This is a genomic window from bacterium (assembly GCA_035308905.1).
In the GTDB taxonomy this organism is placed as follows: Bacteria; Sysuimicrobiota; Sysuimicrobiia; order Sysuimicrobiales; family Segetimicrobiaceae; genus DASSJF01.
In genome coordinates, this window is sequence record DATGFS010000032.1 from 41842 (window position 1) to 64268 (window position 22427).

The 22427-nt window shown below is 70.3% G+C and carries 22 protein-coding genes; 7 read left to right on the forward strand and 15 right to left on the reverse strand.

Annotated elements, in window-relative coordinates; genetic code table 11:
• Window positions 1–63: 63 nt before the first annotated feature.
• A complete protein-coding gene (locus tag VKT83_10235) occupies window positions 64–984 on the reverse strand; it encodes an amidohydrolase family protein (protein ID HLY22831.1) in 921 nt (306 codons plus the stop codon).
• A gap of 178 nt (window positions 985–1162) precedes the next feature.
• Window positions 1163–2935 (reverse strand): ATP-dependent DNA ligase, encoded by a 1773-nt coding sequence (locus tag VKT83_10240; GenBank protein ID HLY22832.1) that lies wholly within the window; start codon window positions 2933–2935, stop codon window positions 1163–1165.
• 119 nt (window positions 2936–3054) lie between these two features.
• Between VKT83_10240 and VKT83_10245 the strand changes: the two genes are divergently transcribed.
• The gene (locus VKT83_10245) at window positions 3055–4008 is read left to right on the forward strand and encodes a threonine/serine dehydratase (GenBank protein HLY22833.1); all 954 of its coding nucleotides are present in this window, start codon (window positions 3055–3057) and stop codon (window positions 4006–4008) included.
• A 26-nt stretch (window positions 4009–4034) separates the two neighbouring features.
• Here VKT83_10245 and VKT83_10250 read toward each other — a convergent pair whose 3' ends face one another.
• Both VKT83_10250 and VKT83_10255 read right to left on the reverse strand, forming a co-directional pair.
• A complete protein-coding gene (locus VKT83_10250) occupies window positions 4035–4667 on the reverse strand; it encodes a DUF4389 domain-containing protein (protein ID HLY22834.1) in 633 nt (210 codons plus the stop codon).
• A gap of 2 nt (window positions 4668–4669) precedes the next feature.
• A complete protein-coding gene (locus VKT83_10255) occupies window positions 4670–5098 on the reverse strand; it encodes a cupin domain-containing protein (protein HLY22835.1) in 429 nt (142 codons plus the stop codon).
• 185 nt (window positions 5099–5283) lie between these two features.
• Between VKT83_10255 and VKT83_10260 the strand changes: the two genes are divergently transcribed.
• Window positions 5284–6306, forward strand: a complete 1023-nt coding sequence (locus tag VKT83_10260; GenBank protein ID HLY22836.1) for an alpha/beta hydrolase — start codon at window positions 5284–5286, stop codon at window positions 6304–6306.
• Window positions 6307–6316: 10 nt separating this feature from the next.
• Here VKT83_10260 and VKT83_10265 read toward each other — a convergent pair whose 3' ends face one another.
• From VKT83_10265 to VKT83_10275, 3 genes are read right to left on the reverse strand one after another with little or no spacing between them, the layout of a single operon-like run.
• A complete protein-coding gene (locus VKT83_10265; protein ID HLY22837.1) occupies window positions 6317–7393 on the reverse strand; it encodes an ABC transporter permease in 1077 nt (358 codons plus the stop codon).
• Window positions 7394–7425: 32 nt separating this feature from the next.
• The gene (locus VKT83_10270; protein ID HLY22838.1) at window positions 7426–8106 is read right to left on the reverse strand and encodes an ABC transporter ATP-binding protein; all 681 of its coding nucleotides are present in this window, start codon (window positions 8104–8106) and stop codon (window positions 7426–7428) included.
• Between the two features lie 11 nt (window positions 8107–8117).
• Entirely contained in the window at window positions 8118–8975 is an 858-nt protein-coding gene (locus tag VKT83_10275) for an aldo/keto reductase (GenBank protein ID HLY22839.1), read from the reverse strand.
• A 160-nt stretch (window positions 8976–9135) separates the two neighbouring features.
• Between VKT83_10275 and VKT83_10280 the strand changes: the two genes are divergently transcribed.
• A complete protein-coding gene (locus VKT83_10280) occupies window positions 9136–10482 on the forward strand; it encodes a glycosyl hydrolase family 28-related protein (protein ID HLY22840.1) in 1347 nt (448 codons plus the stop codon).
• Here VKT83_10280 and VKT83_10285 read toward each other — a convergent pair.
• The 4 genes from VKT83_10285 to VKT83_10300 are packed head-to-tail and all read right to left on the reverse strand — an operon-like array spanning window position 10469 to window position 14927.
• A complete protein-coding gene (locus VKT83_10285) occupies window positions 10469–12811 on the reverse strand; it encodes a xanthine dehydrogenase family protein molybdopterin-binding subunit (protein HLY22841.1) in 2343 nt (780 codons plus the stop codon). The two genes, VKT83_10280 and VKT83_10285, sit on opposite strands and share 14 nt — an antisense overlap.
• A gap of 48 nt (window positions 12812–12859) precedes the next feature.
• Window positions 12860–13852: a TIGR03619 family F420-dependent LLM class oxidoreductase gene (locus tag VKT83_10290; GenBank protein ID HLY22842.1), complete on the reverse strand. Its 993-nt coding sequence runs from the start codon at window positions 13850–13852 to the stop codon at window positions 12860–12862.
• The gene (locus tag VKT83_10295) at window positions 13849–14550 is read right to left on the reverse strand and encodes a DUF2848 family protein (protein ID HLY22843.1); all 702 of its coding nucleotides are present in this window, start codon (window positions 14548–14550) and stop codon (window positions 13849–13851) included. Before VKT83_10295 ends, VKT83_10290 begins: the two co-directional genes overlap by 4 nt.
• Window positions 14551–14564: 14 nt before the next feature.
• Window positions 14565–14927, reverse strand: coding sequence for a cupin domain-containing protein (locus tag VKT83_10300; protein HLY22844.1), 363 nt, complete (start codon window positions 14925–14927; stop codon window positions 14565–14567).
• 135 nt (window positions 14928–15062) lie between these two features.
• On the opposite strand from VKT83_10300, the gene VKT83_10305 reads away from it, so the two are divergent.
• The 3 genes from VKT83_10305 to VKT83_10315 are packed head-to-tail and all read left to right on the forward strand — an operon-like array spanning window position 15063 to window position 17697.
• Window positions 15063–15251 (forward strand): hypothetical protein, encoded by a 189-nt coding sequence (locus VKT83_10305; protein HLY22845.1) that lies wholly within the window; start codon window positions 15063–15065, stop codon window positions 15249–15251.
• A gap of 29 nt (window positions 15252–15280) precedes the next feature.
• Window positions 15281–16657, forward strand: coding sequence for an MmgE/PrpD family protein (locus VKT83_10310; GenBank protein HLY22846.1), 1377 nt, complete (start codon window positions 15281–15283; stop codon window positions 16655–16657).
• Window positions 16657–17697 carry a prenyltransferase gene (locus tag VKT83_10315; protein HLY22847.1) on the forward strand — a complete coding sequence of 347 codons (1041 nt, stop codon included), beginning with the start codon at window positions 16657–16659 and terminating at the stop codon, window positions 17695–17697. Before VKT83_10310 ends, VKT83_10315 begins: the two co-directional genes overlap by 1 nt.
• 34 nt (window positions 17698–17731) lie before the next feature.
• On the opposite strand, the gene VKT83_10320 is transcribed toward VKT83_10315, so the two are convergent.
• Genes VKT83_10320 through VKT83_10335 form a run of 4 tightly spaced genes read right to left on the reverse strand, consistent with a single transcriptional unit; the run spans window position 17732 to window position 20585 of the window.
• On the reverse strand, window positions 17732–18739 hold the full coding sequence (locus VKT83_10320) for an aldo/keto reductase (protein ID HLY22848.1): 1008 nt from the start codon (window positions 18737–18739) through the stop codon (window positions 17732–17734).
• Window positions 18740–18796: 57 nt separating this feature from the next.
• On the reverse strand, window positions 18797–19093 hold the full coding sequence (locus VKT83_10325; GenBank protein ID HLY22849.1) for a MoaD/ThiS family protein: 297 nt from the start codon (window positions 19091–19093) through the stop codon (window positions 18797–18799).
• The gene (locus tag VKT83_10330) at window positions 19090–20205 is read right to left on the reverse strand and encodes an exo-alpha-sialidase (GenBank protein ID HLY22850.1); all 1116 of its coding nucleotides are present in this window, start codon (window positions 20203–20205) and stop codon (window positions 19090–19092) included. The genes VKT83_10325 and VKT83_10330 overlap by 4 nt, the downstream gene beginning before the upstream one ends.
• On the reverse strand, window positions 20202–20585 hold the full coding sequence (locus VKT83_10335) for a MarR family transcriptional regulator (protein HLY22851.1): 384 nt from the start codon (window positions 20583–20585) through the stop codon (window positions 20202–20204). Before VKT83_10335 ends, VKT83_10330 begins: the two co-directional genes overlap by 4 nt.
• Before the next feature lie 174 nt (window positions 20586–20759).
• Here VKT83_10335 and VKT83_10340 point away from each other — a divergent pair, with 174 nt between their 5' ends.
• Complete coding sequence (locus VKT83_10340) at window positions 20760–22367, forward strand: ABC transporter substrate-binding protein (GenBank protein ID HLY22852.1); 1608 nt, start codon at window positions 20760–20762, stop codon at window positions 22365–22367.
• The last annotated feature ends 60 nt before the right edge of the window (window positions 22368–22427 follow it).

Genomic DNA, 22427 nt, shown 5'->3' on the forward strand with positions numbered 1-22427 from the left:
CGTGCGCGGAATCTTCGCCCGTAGACTTCGATGATCGGCCGCGCCGTTCCCTGCGCGATGATCTTATGGCGCCGTCCGCCGCGGAAGATGCCAAAGCCGCTCGGCGTTGCCGTGAGCGAACGAGTCGGCGACATCGTCCGGTAGGTCGGCGAGGGCACCGCGCCAGAGTGCGATCTGGCCCAGATACTGCTGTCCCCAACTGGGGGCTACGACATTGTCGAAGGCAAGCAAGAAGCGGTCGGGGTGACCGACGAGAAGCGCCTTCCATTCCGCGGCCAACCGCCGGCCTGCAAACATATTGGTCCACGGCTGGTTGCCCCGATTGGCCGTGATCGGGTTGGAAGTCGATGCGATGAAACATACGTTCGGATGGGCTGCGATCAGACGCCCAACCTCCGACGCATCGAGTTGGCCCATGTGGATCAGAGCGAAGGGTTCGTCCGGATACTTGGCCAACAGCGCTTCGAATTTGGTCATGAAAACGGTGCGTTGCGCTGTGGGCAGCGCGGCGAACTCGATGTGAATGATGAATGGCCAGCGATTGCGAATCGCCAGATCGAGCGCAAAGAGAACGCGCGGGTCGTCAGGTTCGACGGACACCTCCGGGAAATTGACCCGTCCTCCCTCCGCCGCCTTAGCGGCATGGTACACCAGCACTTCCGCCATCGCGCCGTAGGCACGGGACCGCACCTGAGCATCGACGGTCTGACGATAACGGTCCGGCGGTGTGGTGGTCATATACCCCTTCGTGCGAACGGCCGCGATGATCTGGGCGGGGTTGCGGCGCGCGAGGTCGAGCACTTTATCCTGCGACGCGTTGCCCGTCGAAGAGAGAATGGTTTCCCGGACGCCGCCCTGATTAAGCAGCGCCACGACGGTTTGGGAATCCACCTGACGATCGACTTGGCTATGGACGTCGATGAAGTACACTTCGCGAGCGTGGCTTTCGCCGGCGAACGTGCTGAGTGCCAGCAAGGTGACCAAGATTGTTGCACCGACCGTGCGAGTCCCCCGAACCGTTTGTCTTGCTGTCGCGACCGATGAACTGGAATTTCCGTTTCGGCTTTTCGACTTGTTGTCAGCGCACACCTGATTCAACCAGGTTTCCCCCACCCCGGCTCCAGACGAGCCCGCTCTTGAAGATTGATGTCTTGCGGGGGTTTCAATTTTGGCCGAAATTTCCATTATCTGTTCTTGAACACCTTCTGCCGGCGTCGGACTCCGGCGGCATCGCGCCGTCGTCGACTGCATGGATGCCGGCCGCCGGCCCGGCGGCGTGTGACGTCAGGCGGGCGAACAACTCGCGCACGTCGTCGAGCGTGTTGATCTCCTCCGGCGGCTTGTCCCCGCGGATCCGGACGATCCGCGGAAATCGCAGCGCGAAGCCGGAGTCGTGCCGGTCGCTCCGCGTGATCGCGTCGAAGGCGACCTCCAGCACGACCTCGGGATCCACGGTGCGCATGAAGCCGAGGTCCTGACGCGTGTGCGCGAGGAACCACGCCGTCAGCTCCTTGATCTCCGCGTCCGTGAGGCCCGAGTACGCCTTTCCAATCGTGGCGAGCCGGCTGCCGTCGCGGACCGCGAACGTATAATCGGACAGCACGCCGGCGCGCTTCCCATGGCCGTATTCGGCCGCGACCACCACGACGTCGAGCGTGCCGACGCCTGGCTTCCATTTGGTCCACAGCCGCCCGCGGCGGCCGGGCTGGTACGGTGCGTCCGGGCGCTTCATCACGATCCCCTCGTTGCCCGCGGCGCGCGCCTCGGCGAAGCGCTGCGCGAGGTCGGCGGCGGTCGCGGCCTCGCTTGCGGTGCTGAGTCTCACCGGCGGGGGGAGGCGGAGGGCTTCGAGGGCCGCGCGCCGCTCTGTGAGCGGCGCGCCGAGCAGGTCGCGCCCATCGAGATGCACCAGGTCGAATGCCACGAGCACGACGGGGATCTCGCCGACGAGCGCGCCGGGATTCCGGCGCTGCAGGCGCTGCTGCAGCCGGCCGAATGCCAGCGCGCGGTCGTTCTGCCACGCGACGACTTCACCGTCGACGATGTAGGCGCCGTCGCGTGAGGCGAGCGCCGGAGGAATCTCCGGAAACGCCGCCGTCACGTTGTCGAGGGTGCGGGAGAGCATCACCACGCCGTCCGGCGTGCGGTGCGCCTGCACCCGGATGCCGTCGTACTTGTCCTCGACCCACAGGACCGGCGTCCGGTCATCGAAGGCATCCGCGGGGGCGTCGAGCGGGCTGGCCAGCATGAAACGGAAGGGGCGGCCCGGCACCAGCGACACGCGGTCCAGCGTCCCGGCGCGCGCGCGGACCGCGATCTCCCCCGGCTCGGCGATGAGGAGCGCCCCCTGCCGCACGGTCGCGGCGTCGCGCCCGAAGGCCGCCGCGATCGCGGGCAGGAGCAGCCCCTCCCGCAGTCCGATCCGCATGTCGGACGTCATGATCTTGATCAGATACGCCGCTTCCCGCGGAGACGCGCGGCCGAGCAGGTCCGCGAGGGCCGCCGACTTGGCGCGGCGCGATGCCTGGCCCTGGGCGGCCGCGATCGCGACGAAGTCCCGCTCGATCCGCTCGAGTGTGATCCGGCTCGCAAAGAGCCCGGCCGCGGGCGGGTATCGCGCGAGCAGGATGGCCGCGGTATCGCCGAGGTCGCCGTGGGCGCGGTACGCCGCGTGCATCTCCGCCTCCGGCACCCGGGTGAGGTCCCGGAGGACCTGCGCGATCGCGGCCCAGCCCATGCCGAGGCGGCGGCCGTCCCCCGGTGGAAAGGGCCGCCCGGCGAGAAACGTGCACGCGCGCCGCAGGTCGTCGTCGGAGAGCGTTGCCAGATACCGCGCGAGCCGGCCGACCTTCGCGGACGTGGCGGCGGTCTCGCGCACCTCGTCCAGGCAGCCGGCGAGTTCCAGAAACCACGCTTCCCCGAATGTCGTGCTCACGCGATCGATCCTTCCGGCCGACCGGCGGCCGGTAAACGATAAACTCAAAGCCGGCGCCGGCCTCCCGACGTTTGAATGCTTTGTAACTTTGTGAACTTTCCAATAAGATGTCAAGCGGCATGGCGGACGCACCCGACGGCGGCTTCACCCAGGCACGGATCGCGGCGACCTATGCGCTGATCAAACCGCATATCCGCCGTACGCCCATCATGGACGTGAGCGGCGCGGACTTCGGCCTGGATCCCTTCCGGATCACGCTCAAGCTGGAGCTGTTCCAACACTCCGGCTCCTTCAAGGCGCGGGGCGCGTTCGCCAACCTGTTGGGCCGGGACGTTCCGAAGGTCGGGGTCGCCGCGGCCTCCGGCGGCAATCACGGCGCCGCGGTCGCCTACGCCGCGATGAAGGTCGGGGTCCCGGCCCGGATCTTCGTTCCGGCGATCTCCTCGCCGGCGAAAATCGACCGCATCCGCGAGTACGGCGCCGATCTCGTCGTGGGCGGCGAGCGGTACGCGGATGCCCTCGCGGCGAGCGAAGCCTGGGTGGCCCGAAGCGGGGCGCTGCCCGTCCACGCCTTCGATCAAGTGGAGACGCTGCTCGGCCAGGGAACGATCGGCCTGGAACTGGAGGAGCAGGGCGCGGCCCTCGACACGCTGCTGATCGCCGTCGGCGGAGGCGGATTGATCGGGGGCATCGCGGCATGGTACGCAGGAGGCATCAACATCGTCGGGGTCGAGCCGGAAGCCTCGCCGACGCTGTACCGGGCGCTGACCGCGGGCCGTCCCGTGGACGCGGAGGCCGGCGGCCTCGCGGCGGACTCGCTCGCGCCGCGTCGCGTCGGTGAGCTGATGTTTCCGATCGCGCAGCGCTACGTCAGCCGGGTCGTGCTGGTCACCGACGAGGCGATCCGGCACGCGCAGGAGGCGCTGTGGAAAGTCGTGCGGGTCGTGGCCGAGCCCGGCGGTGCCGCGGCGCTCGCGGCGCTGCTCTCAGGCCGCTACCGGCCCGAGCCCGAGGAACGCGTCGGCGTCCTCGTGAGCGGCGGCAACACCACTGCGGTCGACTTCAGCCGATAAGCGCCGCGGCTCCCTCTTGGCGCGTCTCACGCCGAGACGCCGAACGGCGGATAGCGGTCGGTCGTGAGGAGAAACGCGTAGGCCGCCACCCGCAGCATCCAGCGGAACACCCCGACCACGAATTCGAACAGCGAGCGCGGATAGCGGCCCGTGAACAAGATCGCGAACCAGGCGATGACGACGCAGCAGAACGCCGCGATGCCGAGGAACGCGAGCACGATGTAATGCGGAATGGCCAGGAACCACTTGATCAACGGCAGCCAGCGGTTCAGGTCCTGCGCCGCGTCCGGATACGGGACCGCAAGGTGCACGGCCTGTCCGTCCTCCGCCGAGGGATACTCGTCGCGCAGCAGCGCCAGATACGCGCCGACGCGGGCCAAAAACCTCGTCAGCTCGAGGTTCCAATCGAACCACCAGCGTGGGTACCGCCGCGTGAAGACCAGGAGCAGTACCGTGGGCAGAAACACGAGCCCGCCGCCCGCCAGCGTGAATCCGCGGTGGGACTGGCCGCCGCCGGACTGCGGGCCGCTCACGAGCGCCAGGACGATGGCGATCGGAATGACGGTGAACAGCCGGAACGCCGTGGTGAGCCGGTTCAGCTCCCGGTCGGGATAGTCGATCTCCAGCGTCGCCGGGAACCCCTCCGCGGGATTGTGCACCGCTAGCGCCGCCTTTCGTAGGGAATGATGTTCTCCCACTCGGAGGCGTCGGAGCGCGCCACGACGGCGACGACCGGCGCCGAGTCGCTGAGGTTGCGGACTTCGTGCGGAATCCCCGGTTCGATGAAGATGAAATCGCCCGCTTCGTTGTCGATGCTCAACGAGCAGTTGGGGCCGTATTCGTGGCGGACGCGGCCCTCGAGGATGTAGAGCATGACCTCGAAGCCGACGTGGATGTGGGCGTAGGCGACGCCGCCGGGCGGGATCGTCGCCACGTTCATCGACAGATGCGCGGCGCCGACGTTCTTGGCGGACAACCCCGTCTTGTACCGGATGTTGTTCCAGCTGCGGTGGAGACCGCTTCCGCGTACGGTGAGGATGCCGTCCCTGCCGTCCACGTTCTGCCGAAGATTCTCGGGCGCAGATGCCATCGCCGCTCCCCCCTCAGCGCCGGCCGGACGGCGGATGCGCCGCGAGTCGGCGCCACCCGCCTCGCTGCCCCCCGGCCCACGCGCCCAGTATAGGGCAAATAACAGTCGCGAGGATCCGCGCGCGCGCTCGATCCGGCGCGCGCAGAGGAGCGCGGCGGCGGCCCGCCGAACCAGCGGGACGGCTGATGACCGCACGATCATCGCAGGCGCCGTCCCACGCGGGCCGCCCGCAGGGCCCGGTTCCCGGCGGCGCCATCACCCCGTTTCCGTTCGGCGCTCAGCACGTCTCGCCGCGGGCGTCCGCGCCGGCCGGCGGCGAACCGCAGAGCCAGATCTTCCGGCAGGCCGGGGCGGGCCCAACCCCGACGATCGTGATCGCCGGATTCCTGCCGGACGCCACCGAGTCCATCGAGTATCAACGCGATCTCGTGGCGCGGTACGGCGATATCTACTACGTGAACTACCCGCGCGACCGCTTTTGTACCGAGGCGTTGTTCACGCAGGTCGGCGGGCTCATTCGGCATCTCAATGCGCGCGGAGAGCAGCCGGTGCTCTTCAGCATCTGCTTCGGCTCCGGCCTGGTGGTGAAGCTGCTGCAGGCGGCCGCGTCCGGCCTCGGCATCGCCGGCGTCGTCATGGTGAGTCCGGTGCTCTGCGCCGCCGACATGGTCCGGCTGGACGGCGACGCGGCGGGGCCGGCGCCGATGCGCGAGCGCGCCGCCCGCATGTTCTTCCTCGGCGACCACCACGGGAGCATCGAGCGCGAGGTGGCCCGCGCGCGCCGTGCCTTCGGCAGCCTCTTCCGCCGGGAGCGCGCGGCACGGCTGCTCAACGACCGGAACGCGGTGATTATCGCGAAGGTGCTGGCCGCGGTGCACGAGATCACCGTCACCGGCTACTACGAGCGCGCGCTGGCCCTCAAGGCCCTCACGTGGCCGCCGGCGCGCGAGCCGATCTTCCACGGTCCGGCGCTCGTGCTGTTCGCGGAGGACGAGGACGGGGTGTTCGTGCCGACCTCCCCGACGCTCGCCGCCCTGCGCACGCCGTCCGTTGCCGCGCGGCTGTTTCCGCGGGCCACGATTCGTGAGGTCGCCTCGGCCGACGCGGACGATCCGGTGGTGCACGGGTCGATCGTCGTGCATCACCGGTTCTTCAATCCGTTCATCACCGCCTGGTACGAGCGGCTGCCGGGCCCCGCGTTCGCGTAAGGCCGCCGGCCTACTCGTACTTCAGGGCGTCGACCGGCTGGACACGCACCGCGCGGGCCGCCGGGTAGACGCTGCCGGCCACCCCCAGGACGAGGGTCACCGCGGCGACCTCGAGCAGAAGGCGCGCGCCGGTCTCGGGTTCCACGAGGCCGCGCAGCATCGGCGCCTGCGCGAGCCACCGCAGCCCGCCGATCCCCAACACGATCCCGGCCGCGCTGCCGGCGACCGACAGGACGAGTCCTTCGAGCATGACCATCGCGAGGACACGCCCGGGGCTCCAGCCGAGGGCCGACAGCACGCCGAATTCCCGCACGCGCTCCGTGACGGACATGAGCAGCGTGTTGAGCACGGCAAACAGTCCCATTGCGAGCGCGATGAGCGAGATGCCCCAGGCCATCGCCCGGATCAGGCGCAGGATATCGTTGCTGTCGGCGACCGACCGGGCTTCCGTGAAGGTGAGATCGGGAAACGCGGCGGCCAGCCGGGCTTGAACGGCTTTCACCCGCACCGGATCGCCCGGCTGCAGGAGGCGCAGGTCGAGGACGGTCACTTTGCCCGGCCGGTTGAGCAGGCGCTGGAGCGTGGGCAGGGGGACGATGACCATGTTGTTGTTGATGACCCCGCTCGGACGGAACACGGCGCCGACCGTAAGCGGCATCCCGAGCAGCCCGAACGTATCGCCGGGCCGGAGCCGCAGCGCGCCGGCGAGCCCCTGACCCAGCACCGCGGCGTCGGACGGCATCGCGGCGGGCAGGCGCCCCGCGCTGAGCCGCAGCGTTCCCCAGAGAAAGCTTTCGGGCGGCCATCCCACCGCCAGCACCGGCTGGCCGGACGGCAGCATGACCATATCCGCCAGTTCCGCCGAGGCGTCGCGGACCCCGTCGACGGCCGCCAGACGCGCGGTCACCGATTCGTCGATCGACGCGGTCAAGATCTCCACGGTGCCCCGGGGGACCGCCGTCATGTGGACGTCCCGTTCGATCAGGCTCGTGGTCCACGCGCGCTCCATGCCCTGCGAGAACCCGGTGAGGACGACGAACCCCGCGACGGCCAGCGCCACGCCGAGCGCGGTCAGGAGAGAGCGCACCGGCCTTCGGCTCAGGTTGCGCGCGGGGATGGTTACGAAGCGCATCGGTCGGAGACGACGCGGCCGTCGCCCAATTCAACGAGGCGCCCGGCGCGCGAGGCGACCTCCCGGTTGTGGGTGGCGAGGATCAGGACGGTACCGTCCCGCCGCTGAATGTCCTCAAGCAGATCGAGGACGTCCCCGGACGCGCGGGAATCGAGGTTGCCGGTCGGCTCGTCCGCCCCGATGAGGAGCGGCGAATTCGCCAGGCTGCGGGCGATCGCGACGCGCTGGCGCTCGCCTCCGGACAGCTCCGCCGGCCGGTGCTCGAGCCGCCGGCCGAGTCCCACGCGGCAGAGCAGTTCGCGCGCCCGCCGCCGGCGCGCCGCGCGGTCGGCCACCACGCCAAACATCGGGATCTCCACGTTCTCGAGCGCCGTCAGCGTCGGGAACAGATGGAACGCCTGGAAGACGAAGCCGACGTGCCGCGCGCGCACCTTCGTCCACGCGACGGGCGACGCGGGCTCCGTGCCGCGGAACAGCACGCGGCCGGCCGTCGGACGGTCCAGGCCGCACAGCAGGTGGAGGAGGGTCGACTTGCCGCTGCCGCTCGGGCCGACGACGGCCACGAACTCGCCGGGGCGGACGGCGAGCGTCACATCGCGCAGGGCGATGATGCGGCCGCCGTCGTAGCCCCGGCTCACGTGCTCCAGCGCCACGATCGGATCGGTCATTCGCGCCCGCGCTACACGAACAGCGGCAGCATCTCCAACCGCGCAGCCGCGTCGCGCACGGCCGTCTCGTCCGGCGCGGCCGTGAACCGGGCCGCGGCGTCGAGGACGTACGGCAGGAGCGCAATATCGCCGACGGTGTTGAGGAACACGCCGGGGCGCGCGAGCACCCAGTGGACGGCGAGATCGATGTCGCGCGGGTCCTCGAGCGGCTGATACCAGGTCGTGCGGGTGCGCTCGCGGCCCCACCAGGGACGGCGCGCGACGGCCTTGATCGTCTGCACCGCGACGTTCCGGTCCCGGCACACCGCGGCCACCCGCTCGAACATCGCCGCGTAGTGTGGGTCCCGCATCATCAGGTAGTTGTACGGCAGTAGCACCGAGTCGAAATCGAACCGCTCCAGGCTGCGCAGGTGGGTGGCCGCGATCTGCGAGCCGTGCCCGGTGACCCCGATGTACCGCACGAGGCCCTCCGCCCGCGCCTCGACGCAGGCGTCGAGGGCGCCCCGCGGGCTCAGCGCGGTGTCCCAGTCGATCGGGTCGGCCAGGTTGTGAAGCTGAATCAGGTCGATCCGCCCGACGCCCATGCGCTCGAGGGAGAGATGGATCTGCCGCTTCGCGGCGTCGTAGGTACGTCCGCCGGTCTTCGTGGCGAGGAAGAACCGGTCGCGGTAGGTCTTGAGCCAGGGCGCCAGCCGCAGTTCGGCGTCGCCGTAGCTCGCGGCGACGTCGATGTGATTGACCCCGTACCGCAGCAGCAGCTCGAGGACGGGGTCGGCCTCCTCCTGCGTGACCCGCGCCAGCGCCGCCGCGCCGAAGATGGTCCGTGTGCTCCCGTGCCCGGTCCGCCCGAACGTCAGTGTTGGGATCATGCCCGCCCACCTCGTGCTTCATTGTAGTGGAATTGCCGCGCGCGGCGCCGCGGCGCGTCGGACCCGTCTGCATCGCCCGGGCCGAGGGTACAACACGATCCGGATTGCGCTCGCATGTTCGACATGTCAACTTGGCGGGTCCCGTCGGGGAGGACGGTTTGTGAGAACCTGGGCTCCGGTTTCGCTCATCGTCGCGTTCATCCTTGTTGCGACGGCGCCCGCGACCTATTCCGGGTTTGTCCCGAGGCCCGAACGCCCGCGGGTGCCGGCCGCGGCGGCGCCGGAGTCGCTGGACGCCCCGTGGGTGTACATGCGCTCCACCGGCGCGCGCGGGGACGGTGTCACCGATGATACCGCCGCCATTCAGGCCGCGTTGACCCAGGCGTCCTCCGCCGGGCGCCCGGTGTTTTGCCGGTCGGGCACGTACCTCGTGTCGGCCACCCTGACGCTCGGAACAGACTTCGTCGGGTCGCCGTCGGCGGGGCGGGCGGCGTGCGTGATCAAATTCGTGGGACGCGGTCCGGCCGTGCTGGTGACGGCGAACCCGGTGCAGGTGCAGAATCTCGTCCTGGACCTGACTCAGGACACAAATACCGAAACGGGCGGGCTGCTGCTGCCGGGCGCCTGCGTCCGGTGTACGTTCTCCTCGATCACGGTGAACGGCCCCCCGAACGGCGTGACCCCGTATCTCAACTACGGCATCGTGCTGCGCGGCGGCGGAGCGGAAGACCGGCTCACGAACATTTCGACGAAATTCGCGACATCGGCCATCATCGCGGGGATCGGCGGCAACCTCTTCTATCAGAGCACGCTCGACAATATCTTCGCGCACAACTGCGGCCAGCTGACCGGCCGCGCCTGTCTGCAGATCACCGGCGCCGTCGACACGGTGATGAACTCCGGGATCGGCGGCGGCGGCTTTCCGGGGGCGCCGACGCGGGTCGCCGTGCAGATCTCGGGGTCCGACGCCGAGGCCATCGATATTATTGCCACCGAATTGATCGCGAACGCGCCGCACGGAACGGCGGTGGTCATCACCCGGCCCGCCCATGACGTGAGCGTCGTCACGCTGATCGACGTGCGCCTGCCGGTTCCCGCCAGACTGGCCTCGGACGTCGTCATCCCTCCCCGCATCACGCGCATCGCGACGCAGGAGAGCGGCGCCGGCCCGGTCGGATTCATCAGCGCGGCCGCCCCGATCGCGGCGTTCATGCCGGAATGGGGCTCGGGCATCACGCTCGACGCCTGCACCTGCACGGCCGTCGCCGGCACGGTGGCGTTCACGACCGGCGCGACGGCTCCCGGCGGCGCGGCGCCGTTCGGCACGATCCGGTTCCGGCGCGCGTACCCGGTGCCCCCGATCGTCATCCTGAGCTGGAACTCCGATTCCGCCGCGAGGGCGGGCGTGTACGTGGACTCCACGTCGGTCAAGGGGGCCCGGCTCCGCTCGTCGCAGCTCCGGGCCGAGACGCGGTATGTCCTGAGCTACCAAGTCATCGAACGGTAGAGGCGATCAGCGCGGCGATCCGCCCGGGGGTCAAAGGCCCGTCCGTGATGCGGACGCCGAACGGCGCGAGCGCATCCTCCACCGCGTTCGCCAGCGCGGCGGGCGGCGCGATCGCGCCGCCTTCGCCGACGCCCTTGACGGCCAACGGGTTTCGCGGCGACGGATACTCGAGGTGGATGGTCTCGAACCGGGGCAGATCGCGGGCCCTCGGCACCGCGTAGTCCATGAGCGAACCCGACAACAGCTGTCCGGCGCCGTCGTAGGCGATGGCCTCGCACATCCCGCCGCCGATGCCCTGCGCGAGGCCTCCGTGGATCTGCCCTTCCACGATGAGCGGATTGACCACCCGGCCGCAGTCGTGGGCGACGACGTAGCGGAGGATCGCGACGGTGCCGGTCTCGGGGTCGACCTCGACGATCGCGACGTGGACGGCGCTCGCGAAGGTTACCGTCGGCACCGTCTCGTACCGCGACGCCGCGAAGATCGGATCGGCCACGCGCGCGCCCGCGAGCGTCGGCAGGCTGGATCGCGCAACCTCGGCCAGCGTCAGCGCGCGGCCCGGAGCGCCCCGCACGATGACGCGGCCGTCCTCGATGTCGAGGTCGTGCTCGGCCGCCTCGAGCAGGGCGGCCGCGGCCCGCACCACCTTCCGCCGTACGTCCTGCGCCGCCCCGGCCACCGCGTTGCCGGCCACCACGAGGCTGCGGCTGGCGAACGTCCCCACGCCGGCGGCCAGTTCGCGCGTGTCGCCGCCGACGACGGTGACGTCGTCGAGGCCCACGCCGAGTGCGTCCGCGGCGATCTGCGCAAACGTGGTCTCATGGCCCTGCCCCTGCGAGCAGGCGCCGGTGGCGACGAGCACCTTGCCCGAGGAGTCCAGGCGGACGGCCGCACTCTCGTAGGGTCCGATGCCGGTGCCCTCGACGTAGGCGGCGATCCCGATGCCGCGGTGGACGCCCCGGGCCCGCAGTGTTTTCTGCTCCCGCCGGAAGGCGTCGTAGCCGGCGCGATCGAGCGCGCGCTCCAGCGCCGCCGCGAAATCCCCGCTGTCGTAGACGCACGGGTGTCCGTCGCGGTACGGAAATCCGGCGTCGTACGGCATTTCGTCGCCGCGGATGATGTTGCGGCGGCGAAGGTCCGCCGGATCGATCTCCAGGCGGCGGGCGAGCAGGTCGAGCATGCGTTCCATCACAAACACGGCCTCCGGACGCCCGGCGCCGCGGTAGGGTGCGTGCGGCGTCTTGTTGGTCACGACGGAGCGGGCCTCAAACGCCGCGTTCCGGATCCGGTAGGGTCCGAGCATGTGCGCCACCGTGTTGTACGGCTGGACGATGCCCCACGGATTGTAGGCGCCCTGATCCAGCAGGAAGCGGTCCCGGAACCCGAGGATGGCGCCGTCCGCGGCCGCGGCGATTTCGGCCTCGTGGACCTGCTCCCGTGAATGGGTGGCGGCCTGCATGTGCTCCCGGCGCGTCTCGATCCATTTCACGGGGCGGCGGAGCCGCGCCGCCACGACCGGGATCAGAGTGTCCTCGGGATAGACCGAGCACTTCGTGCCAAATCCGCCGCCGACGTCGGGCGCGATCACGCGGACCCGGTGCGCCGGCATCCGTAGGGCGTCGGAGAGCGCGCGCTGCAGCAGATACGGCACCTGGGTCGACGACCAGACGGTGATGCCGCCGCCGCGGCGGTCGGGAACGGCGAGGATGCCGCGCGGTTCGAGCGGCATTCCGGCAGAACGCGGGACGTGCAACGTGGCCCGGACCCGCACCGGTGCCTGGGCGAAGGCGCCGTCGGGGTCGCCCACCCGCATCGCGAAGCTGACGGCGACGTTGTCGCCCCAGTCCGGGTGGATCAGCGGCGCCCCCGCTTCCAGCCCTCGCACCACGTCGGTCACGACCGGGAGCGGCTCGTACGCCACGCCGACGAGGGCCGCGGCGTCTTCCGCAGCGGCGCGGCCGTCGGCCACGACAACCGCGACGGGCTCTCCGACGTAGCGGACGTGCGTCGCGGCGAGCGGGAACTGTGATGCGGTCCGAACCTGGAAACGCACACGCGCCTCGAGGGCGGGCGGCGCGACACCGGCGGAGGGGACGGGGACCAGCGCGTCCGACAGGTCGGGAAAAGCGAAGCAGGCGACGACCGAGGGGTGGCGGCGGGCCCGCGCGAGGTCCACGTGCGTGAGCCGCGCGTGCGCGTGGGTGGCGCGCACAACCGCGGCGTGGAGGCACCCGGCGGCCGGAATATCGTCGACGTACTGGCCGCCGCCGGTCAAGAAGCGCGGGTCCTCGAGGCGGCGCACGATCGCGCCGACGTACCGGCCGCTCATGCGACAGGGCCCCGGCGGCGCCGGACGCCGCCCGCCGCGCCCGGCGACTCAGGCAAAGTTGGGCGCCACGTGCCGGGCGATCAGGTCGATCTGCGCCGGGTCGTCGGTCACCGGCCCGAGGACCAGATAGGTGAGTCCGGCGCCGGCTAAATCGGCGATCCGCGCGTTGATCCCGTCGATGCTGCCGATCATGTAGCATTCTTGCAGGTGCTCGTACGAGCGATGCGTGCCCATGACGCGGACGAACGGCTCGCGTGACTCGGCGAGCGCCTTCGCCTGGTCCGCTCGTTCCACGAGATGGATGAAGTTGCAGTGCCCGAAGGTGACCGACGCGGGATCCTTGCCCATGGTCCGCGCGTGCGCCTGAATCTGCTCCCAATCGCGCTTGACCCACTCCTGCGTGCCGGAGCAGCGGGACAGCCAGTTCCCCGCCTTCACGATGCGGGTGAGGACGGCCTTCGACATGAACGGGACGTCGTGCTCGTCCGGGTCGGGGACGCGGGACCCGCCGGACACCCAGACCTCGGGCAGCGCGGCCGGCCGCGGGTCGATCGTCACGTCGTCGAACTGATAGTACCGGCCGTGGTAGGACGCGTGGGGCCGGGTCAGCAGCAGCATGACCGCTTCCAGGATTTCGTCGGTGCGGCGGCCGCGCTCCTCGATCCGGGAGCCCGTGACCGTGAACTCCTGCGCGTACCAGCCCGGGCCGATGCCGAAGACGAACCGGCCGCCCGACAGGTGGCAGAGCGTCGAGATCTCCTTCGCCAGCATCACCGGATGTCGTACCGGCAGCACCAGAATGCCGGTGGCGAGCTTCACCCGTTTCGTCAACGCCGCGGCGTACGCGAGCGCGTTGAGCGGCTCGAGCCACGCCATGCCGTAGAGACCCGGCGCGGTCAGCAGATGGTCGATCACCCAGACGTCGAAGCCGTGCTGCTCGCATTTCTGCACGCAGGACGTCAGGCGCCGGAGGCGCTCCGGACCCGCGTCGGTCCAGGCGTACGTGGGCACCCACACGCCGAATTTCAACGGTGCCATCATTCGGCTCCCTTCAGCCACCGGATCGGGGTGACGCGGTAGTCGCACCGAAGCGCCCGCCCGCGCCGCTCGTCGCGCAGTTCGACTTCGAATCGCTCCCCGTACACGAGCGCGCCGCCGAGCAGGGCCAGCGTCCCGGAGTAGATCGCGGTGCCCGCGAGACCGTCCTCGACGCGGGCGCGCACGAGCGATAAGAGCGCGTCCGGCGGCATCATCTCCGCCAGCCGGCCCTGCTGGTACTGGATCCGCCGGCCGTCCACCGTCGTATGGCTGGCCAGCACCAAGCCGTCCCACACCTCGCGCACGTCGGCGAGGTCCCAGACGTCCCTCGAGATCACGTTGGGCGCCACGAGCTTGGCCTTCTCGATGGTCACCCGTTCGAGCCCGCGGTCGGTGTGGTCGCTGCCGGTCGCGACGAGCACGCGATCCGCCTCCGCGAGGAGCACAAACTCCGCCTCGCCCGAGGTCTCCGCGCCGAGGACGTCGATCTCCGCCGCCGTCGTGATCAGGTTGGCCATTTTGGGATAGAGGACCGGTGTGCGGTCCGGACACGGCACGCCGTGGGCCCGCATTTCGTCGATGTGCCGCTGCACGGCGGCGTGGTCGCGTCCGGTGAAGCCGGCGTTGATCACGCGGCGCACCTCGAAGCGCACCGGCGTAGCGCGGCCGTTCTGTCTGAGCGTCAGGTCGAGGACGGTCATCGGTGCGCGCGGCGCTAGGGTTTCTGGTGGTACCGGAATTCCAACGTCATGCACCCCCTTGGCACGCGATACGGGCCGTGGGGCATCCCCGGCGGACGGCACGCGTACATTCCCGCCGTGTAGGTCTCCTTTTTACCGAGGTCGACCAACTCGCCTTCCAGGATCCACACCTCTTCCCAGAAGTCGTGGGCGATGGTGCCGGTCGTCTCCGCGCCGCCCTCGAACCGGAGCAGCCGCGTAATGTCCCCACGCTCCTCGTCCCGGCTGAGGATCTTTTGCGTGATGCCCGGACCGCCGGCGCCCATGGTGGGCGATCCGACGACGGGCTGCCATCCGGCGTCATCCGGCCGGAAGAATTCGCGTTCGGGTTTCGGCATCGGCCCTCACCTCGTTGCCGTGGTTCGCGTTCGCGGCGACGCCTCCCCGTCCGCCGGCGCCGGCCGGACCGCGGCGAAATGAGAAAGGCGGCCGGGACGCGTATATCCTCTCGAGCGAAAGAAGGAGATGGGAGAATGCGCAGGGCAGAGGCTGTTCTCGGGGTGATCATGGTCGCGGCGGGCGGGGTCTGGTTCCTTCAAGGCATTCGCGTGCTGCCGGGAAGCTTCATGACCGGGTCCCGATTCTGGATGGTCACGGGCGCGCTCGTCGCGGTCGCCGGACTCGCGCTGTTTCTGGACGGCGCCCGGCGGCCGGCGGCATAGCGGCGGGACGCCGCGAAACGGAGGATCGCATGGGACTCACGCGAGACGTCGCCGACTGGGTCGCGCGGACATCGATCGACGACGCGCCTCCGGCCGCGACGGCAGCGGGCAAGTCGGCGATCATCGACACGGTGGCCGCCATCCTCGCCGGCGCCACGGAGCCGGTCACGCGCATCGTCGCGGAGGCGGTCGCCGAGGAGGGCGCGGCTCCGGTCGCCGACCGGCTCGGCGCGCGTCTTCGCACGTCGATGGAGGGCGCGGCGTTCGTCAACGGGGTGAGCGGGCACGCGCTCGACTACGACGACGTCAGTCCGTCGGTGATCGGCCACCCGAGCGTGGTCGTCCTGCCGGCCACGCTCGCGGCGGCGCAGGGCACGGGCGCTTCCGGCCGCCGGCTGCTCGAAGCCTACGTGATCGGCGTGGAGGTCATCACGAAGCTCGGCCGGGCGATGGGGAACGCGCACTACCGGATCGGGTGGCACGCGACGTCCACGCTCGGGACCCTCGGGGCGGCGATGGCGGCCGGCAAACTGTTGGGGCTGGCGCCGGAGCCGCTGCAGCACGCGCTGGGGATCGCGGTCTCCGAGGCGTCCGGCAGCCGCCAGAACTTCGGCACCATGACGAAGCCGTTCCATCCGGGCCACGCGGCGCGCTGCGGCGTCCTCGCGGCGCGGCTGGCGCGCAAGGGCATGACCGCCGACACGACGATTCTGGAGGCGCCGCTCGGCTATTTCGCGATGTTCTCGCACGGCGAGGCGGCCACCGACGGCATTCGCGACGCGCTCGGCAATCCGTACGACGTGGTCTCGCCCGGCATGAACGTGAAGCGGTACCCGTGCTGCTACGCGACACACCGGGCCGCCGACGCCGTGCTCGACCTCGCGCGGGAATACGAACTGCGGGGCGCGGACGTTGAGGCGGCGGAGGTGGTCGTGCCGTCCGGGGGACTCGCCGCGGTGACGCGGAACCGCCCGCGCACCGGCCTGGAAGGGAAGTTCAGCCTGCCGTACGTGGTGGCCGCGGCGGTCCTGGACGGCCGGGTGACGCTCGACACGTTCACCGACGAGATGGTGCAGCGGCCCGAGGCCCAGGCGCTGCTCAGAGCCGTGCGTCCGGTTGAAGATCCGAGCATTCCCGTGGCGTTCAACGCGATCGAGGAGGGCTACGTGGTAGTCAAAATCCGCCGCCGGGACGGGACCGTCTTGGAGCGGCGGGTGGACTATCCGCGCGGGGCGCACCAGAATCCGCTGGCCGCGGACGAGCTGTACGCCAAGTTCCGCGACTGCGCCCGGCGGGTGCTTCCGGGCGAGCAGAGCGAGCGGGCCCTTGCGCTCCTCACCGCGATAGAGGACCTGCCGCGCCTCGACGAGCTGGTGGCGTCACTGATCCCCGGGGAGGCGCTGTAATGGCCGGACAGGCGCACGGCGCAGGTGCGAGGAGCGGGCCGCGGCTGTGGCTTCGCACCTTCGTGGGCTTCTATCCGCCGCACGCGGAGGCGCGCGCGGCGCTCGATCCCGTCTCGGGCTTCTTGTTCTCCGCGCGGAGCGTCATCCTCGTCATCTCCGCGCAGGCGGCGATCATCGCGGGGCTGCTGGCCGCCGCGGACGGGCGGTTCGACGCCGTCGCGTTCGTGCTGGTCCTCGCCGGCTTCGTCATCGCGCACGCGATCAGCAACCTCAGCAACGACTACTTCGGCTACCGGAGAGGCCACGACACGCCCGACTCGCCGCGCCTCAGGTACACGATTCACCCGATAGCGAGCGGGGTGCTCGACGCGCGGAGCCTGCTCGCCGGGCTGGCGATCCTCGCGGCCCTCGGGACGGCGATCATCGTCTATTTCTGGGCCACGCGCGGCCCGCTCGCGTTGGGGTTCGCCGCGGCCGGCCTGCTGTTGATGTATCTCTACGACGCGGCGCCGACGCCGCTCAAGGCCGTCGGCCTGGGGGAGATCGCGGCGTTTCTCGTCTGGGGGCCGCTCATGGTGGGCGGCGGGTACTTCGTGATCACCGGCCGGCTGTCCGGGCCGGCCTTTTGGGCGTCGATCCCGTACGGCCTCGGCGTCATGTCGATTCTCGTCGGCAAGCACATCGACCAGGCGGACTTCGACCGCGTCCACGGCCAGCGGACCCTGCCGGTCGTTCTCGGCGACCGGCCGGCGCGCGCCCTCAATCGCGCGGTGATCGTGGCGATGTACGCGGCCGTCGCGGTCCTCATCGCGGCGCGGCAGATCACGCCGTTCGCGGCGCTGGTCGCCGTCGCCCTACCGCGGTCGGTCCGCGCGCTGTCGGTGACGGGCCGGCCGAAGCCGGACGCGCCGCCCGCGGGCTATGTCGGGTGGCCGCTCTGGTACCATCGGGTGTCGCTGGTGCACAATCGTCTGTTCGGCTGGGTGTACATCGCCGGGCTGGCGCTCGGCGCGGTCCTGCGCGGCGCGGGGGTGCGCTGACCGGGCCGTTCTGCGCGCGGACTGACGACTCCGGCTACGACGGGCGCGCCAAGCCCACGACCCGGGCCGTCACATCGACGGGAACGGGTCCGCGTTCCGTCCACCGCAGAGCATCTTCGAGCTGTCCGCGGTCGGAGTAACCTACGAGAACGGTCGAGATGCCCGGCGCCGCAAGGGCGAAGCGGAGGGCCAGTTCCATCGGGCCCTCGTACCCGAGGTCCGCGGCGAGCCGTCGAATCGCCGCGGCCCGCTCGAGGTCGCGTCCGTATTCGGCGCCGGCGGCCAGCTGCGGTCCCGGATCGCCCGCGTTGGCATGCCGGCCCGCCACCGCCGACAGCGCGCCCGCCGCCATGACGCGGATCGCGATCACGCCCACGCCGGCCGCGGCGGCCGCGCCGATCAGGCCTGCGAAGTCCTGCTCACCGCCGCCGGCCCCCGCATACCCGCCGCTGGGGTTCAGGGCATTGAAATAGGACTGCGTCGTGGCGAACGCGCCGGAGGCCACCGTGGCGTGCACCGCAGCCGTCTGCCCGAGGCCGGTGATCCCGATGTGGCGCACGAGGCCGCGGGCGACGAGCCGCCGCATGCCGTCCGCGACCGGCCCGCACACGGTCTGGAGACCGATGGCGTGGCTGCTGCCTCGAACGGACGCCGCGGCCTGAGGAGTCTCGGCGATCGGATTGTGGAGCTGCAGCAGGTCCACGGACTCGTGTCCGAGCCGGCGCAGGCTGGCTTCGCACGAACGCTGAATCGCCGCGGCGGGATCGTCGAGGTCGGGCTGCTGCAGCCGGACCTTCGTCCCGACGACGACGTCGCGCCACGCTCCGAGGTCGCGCAAGACCCGGCCGAGGTGCTCTTCAGACCGGCCGTCGCCATAGCTTGGCGCCGTATCGAAATACGTGACGCCGGCGTCGAGCGCCCGGGCAACCGCCGCCGTCTGCTCGGCGTGGTCGCCGCGCACCATGAGGCCGCCCACCGCGCCGGCGCCGAAGCCGAGGGCGGAGACGGAGAGTCCGGTCTTGCCGAACGGCCGCTGCTCCATGCGGTTACCTCCCGCGGATCCGCCGCGGGGTCCTGTCGACCGCGGTCACGCCCGGCGCTAGCCGCCGGCGATGGCCCCGATGATCAAAAACGGCTCCTCGCCGGCCGCGACCGTGTCGGGGAGGGGGGCATCCGGCGGGTCCTGCGACAGATCGCGCTCGCACGCAAAGAACCGGACGAGCGGCCGGCGCTGCTGCGTGACGTGGTCGCGCACCGTGCCACGCAGCACCGGGTAGCGCGCCTCGAGCGCGTCGAGCACCGACCGCTGCGTGACCGGACCGCGGACGTCGAGCGCGACTTCACGCTCCGTCTTCGCGAGCGTGCGCAGGTGATGGGGCAGAACGACCCGGATCACGCCAGGGTCTGTACCTCGACCGAGAGCACGGCCGGCAGATCGCGCACGATCGGCGCCCACGTGCCGCCGCCGTCCGACGACGCGTACACCTGTCCGCCGGTCGTGCCGAAGTAGAGGCCGCACGCATCGAGCGAGTCGACGGCCATCGCGTCCCGCAGCACGTTGACGTAGCAATCCCGCTGAGGCAGCCCGTTCGTGAGCGCTTCCCACTCGTTGCCGCCGGTCCGGCTGCGGTAGACTCTGAGCTTTCCGTCCGGCGGAAAATGCTCGGAGTCGCTCTTGATCGGGAGCACATAGATCGTCTGCGGCTCGTGCGCATGGACGTCGATGACGAACCCGAAGTCGGTCGGCAGGTTGCCGCTGACCTCGTGCCAGGAGTCGGCGGCGTCGTCGCTGCGCATCACGTCCCAATGCTTCTGCATGAACAGGGTGCGCGGCCGCGAGGGGTGCATCGCAATCCGGTGCACGCAGTGGCCGACCTCTCCCGTCGGATTGGGCATTTGCTCCGAGCGCAGCCCGCGGTTCGCCGGCCGCCACGTCTTGGCCCCGTCGTCGCTGCGGAAGACGCCCGCCGCCGAGATGGCGATGTACATCCGCGCTGCGTCGTTGGGGTCGAGCAAGATCGTGTGGAGGCACATCCCGCCTGCGCCCGGCATCCAGTTGGGCCCGGAGCCGTGGCCGCGCAGGCCGGGCAGCTCCTCCCACGTTTTCCCCGCGTCCGCCGAACGGAAGAGGGCGGCGTCCTCCACCCCCGCATACACGGCGTCCGCGTCGGTGAGCGACGGCTCGAGATGCCAGACGCGCTTGAACTCCCACGGGTGCTGGGTGCCGTCGTACCACTGGTGCGTCCCGGTCGCGCCGGCGTACGTGAACTGGTTGCCCACCGGCTCCCAGGTCTTCCCTCCGTCGTCGGAGCGCTGAATCTGCTGACCGAACCAGCCGCTCGACTGCGAGGCGTACAGCCGGTTCGGATCGGCCGGCGAGCCTTTGACGTGGTAGATCTCCCAGCCCGCGAAGTGCGGGCCGGCGACGTCCCACCGGCTGCGCTTTCCGTCGGACGTCAGGATAAACGCGCCCTTGCGCGTACCGACCAAGACCCGTACCCCGCTCATCGTCCACCCCTTTCGAGTTGATCCTGCGCTTCTTTCCACGCCGGAAACGCCCGCTCGGCCTTGCGCCGCCCGCCCGCGGTGAGCCGGACCGGCCGCCGCCTCGCGTCGCCGGCGCGCGCCGCGCTGACCCAGCCGTTGCGCTCGAGCACGGCGGCGACGCGGGTCAGCGTGGTTCGCTCCAAGCCCAGCGCGCTGGCGAGCTCCGTGATCGACGTCGGGCCTTTGAGCGCGAGCGCGGCGAGCACGGAGAACTGCGTCGCGCGCAGCCCGTGCGGCCGCAGCCGCTGCTCGAAGAGCCTCGTCACGGCGCGCGCGTAGCGCCGCGCGGCGAGGCACCGGCACGCCCTGGTCGGGGAGAGATCCACGTTCGCGGCCGTCATCGTGTGTATATACACTTGATTACGGGGCGTCAAGAACCCTCCCCGACGCCGCCTGCCGCGCCCCGTCTCGCCCGAGCGGGCCGCCGCAGGAACGCGCGGCCCGATGGGTCGAACACGAATCCCGCGACCCGAGATCCAGAGCCGGGCCGCGCACGGGACACACGAGGGGGGCCCATGATGCGGACCGATCTGTATCGCGCCGCCGCGCTGGTCGTTGCGTGCGCGGTTGCCTTCACACTCGGCATTCCGGGCGGCGGCCGCGCCGCCGCGCCGGCGTCGTTGCACGTCGCGATCGGCATCGACGCCGACACGCTCGACCCCGAGGGCCAGACGACCACCACCATTGCCAACATCGTGGACTATATGTTCGACTCGCTGGTCTGGCCCAACGACGAGCGGTCCGGCGTCAAACCGGGCGAGCCGCAGTACACGAAGCTCGTGCCGCAGCTTGCGACGTCCTGGACGGTGAGCCGCGACGGCCTGACCTACACGTTCAAGCTGCGCCAGGGCGTCAAGTTCCAGGACGGGACCGACTTCAACGCCGAGGCCGTGAAGTTCAACGTGCAGCGCTGGCTCGACACCTCGGTGCGCAATCCCAACCGCTACTACTTCACGGACATCGACACGAGCCGCATCGACACCCCGGACCCGTATACCATCGTGCTGCACCTGAAGCAGCCGAGCCCGACCCTCCTGGGCCGGATCGCGAGCGGCGTGGGCGAAATCCTGTCGCCGTCGGCGGTCCGGAAGATCGGCAACGACAAGATTCCGCTGGGCCCGCTCGCCGCGGGCACGGGGCCCTACATGTTCAAGGAGTGGGTCCACGGCGACCACGTCACGCTGGTCCGCAACCCGAGCTACTGGGGCCGCAAGCCGTACTTCGACGAGGTGGTGTTCCGCGTAGTCCCGAACGCCGGCACCCGCGAGACGATGCTGCGCGCCGGGGACGTGCAGATGGCCTTCGAGCCGCCCGCCCCGGACGTGCCGGCGCTGCGCAAGGACGCGAACCTGCGCGTGGTCGAGGGGCCGAGCGACCGCGACGTGTTCGTCGGCCTCAACACGCAATACGGGCCGTTGAAGGACGCGCGCGTCCGGCAGGCGCTCAATTACGCGGTCAACAAGCAGGCGATCATTCACAGCGTCCTCTTCGGGCTGGCGACCGTGCTCGAATCGCCGACGACGCCGTTCTTGTTCGGCTACACGAAGCTCCAGGCCGGTGGCTGGCCGTTCAACCCGGTCAAGGCCAAAGCGCTGCTCGCCGAGGCCGGGTTTCCAAACGGGTTCACGCTGAACTTCCGGACGCCGACGGGCCGCTACATCCAGGACTACCAGTTTGCCCAGGCGGTGGCGGCCCAGCTCGCCAACGTCGGGGTCAAAGCCCAGATCCAGACGACCGACTGGCCGTCCTATGTCAGCTGGATGGTCACGCCGCTCGAGCGCACGCCGCTGCAGATCTTCGTGCTCGGGTGGGCGACCCAATATCTCGACGCGGACGGCGAGCTGTACGGCCAGTTCTATTCAGGGCAGGCGCCGCCGAAGGGCCTCGCGCCGACGTTCTACAAGGACGCCAAGGTGGACGAGCTGCTGCTCGCCGGCCAGACGACGTCCGACCCGAAGAAGCGCGAGGCCATCTATCAGGAAGCGCAGCAGTTGATCTGGAACGACGCGCCGTGGATCTTCCTGTGGAGCCAGAACTTCTACATGGTGACGAGCAGTCATCTGGACGGCGTCACGACCACGCCGAACGAGAAGTGGGCCGCAATCTACGCGACGTGGAAGTAGCGCGGCGCGGCTGATCTCAGGGTAGGGCGGAGCGGCCTCATCGCCGGAGGGTTTCTCGCC

Bases quoted from the DNA above. Each gene is read 5' to 3' on its own strand.
- VKT83_10255 (HLY22835.1), bottom strand. From the start codon at position 5,098: ATGGCATCTGCGCCCGAGAATCTTCGGCAGAACGTGGACGGCAGGGAC.
- VKT83_10275 (HLY22839.1), bottom strand. From the start codon at position 8,975: ATGATCCCAACACTGACGTTCGGGCGGACCGGGCACGGGAGCACACGG.
- VKT83_10330 (HLY22850.1), bottom strand. From the start codon at position 20,205: ATGAGCGGGGTACGGGTCTTGGTCGGTACGCGCAAGGGCGCGTTTATC.
- VKT83_10335 (HLY22851.1), bottom strand. From the start codon at position 20,585: ATGACGGCCGCGAACGTGGATCTCTCCCCGACCAGGGCGTGCCGGTGC.
- VKT83_10300 (HLY22844.1), bottom strand. From the start codon at position 14,927: ATGCCGAAACCCGAACGCGAATTCTTCCGGCCGGATGACGCCGGATGG.
- VKT83_10270 (HLY22838.1), bottom strand. From the start codon at position 8,106: ATGACCGATCCGATCGTGGCGCTGGAGCACGTGAGCCGGGGCTACGAC.
- VKT83_10285 (HLY22841.1), bottom strand. From the start codon at position 12,811: ATGAGCGGCCGGTACGTCGGCGCGATCGTGCGCCGCCTCGAGGACCCG.
- VKT83_10305 (HLY22845.1), top strand. From the start codon at position 15,063: ATGCGCAGGGCAGAGGCTGTTCTCGGGGTGATCATGGTCGCGGCGGGC.
- VKT83_10295 (HLY22843.1), bottom strand. From the start codon at position 14,550: ATGACCGTCCTCGACCTGACGCTCAGACAGAACGGCCGCGCTACGCCG.
- VKT83_10315 (HLY22847.1), top strand. From the start codon at position 16,657: ATGGCCGGACAGGCGCACGGCGCAGGTGCGAGGAGCGGGCCGCGGCTG.
- VKT83_10245 (HLY22833.1), top strand. From the start codon at position 3,055: ATGGCGGACGCACCCGACGGCGGCTTCACCCAGGCACGGATCGCGGCG.
- VKT83_10340 (HLY22852.1), top strand. From the start codon at position 20,760: ATGATGCGGACCGATCTGTATCGCGCCGCCGCGCTGGTCGTTGCGTGC.
- VKT83_10290 (HLY22842.1), bottom strand. From the start codon at position 13,852: ATGATGGCACCGTTGAAATTCGGCGTGTGGGTGCCCACGTACGCCTGG.
- VKT83_10320 (HLY22848.1), bottom strand. From the start codon at position 18,739: ATGGAGCAGCGGCCGTTCGGCAAGACCGGACTCTCCGTCTCCGCCCTC.
- VKT83_10310 (HLY22846.1), top strand. From the start codon at position 15,281: ATGGGACTCACGCGAGACGTCGCCGACTGGGTCGCGCGGACATCGATC.
- VKT83_10260 (HLY22836.1), top strand. From the start codon at position 5,284: ATGACCGCACGATCATCGCAGGCGCCGTCCCACGCGGGCCGCCCGCAG.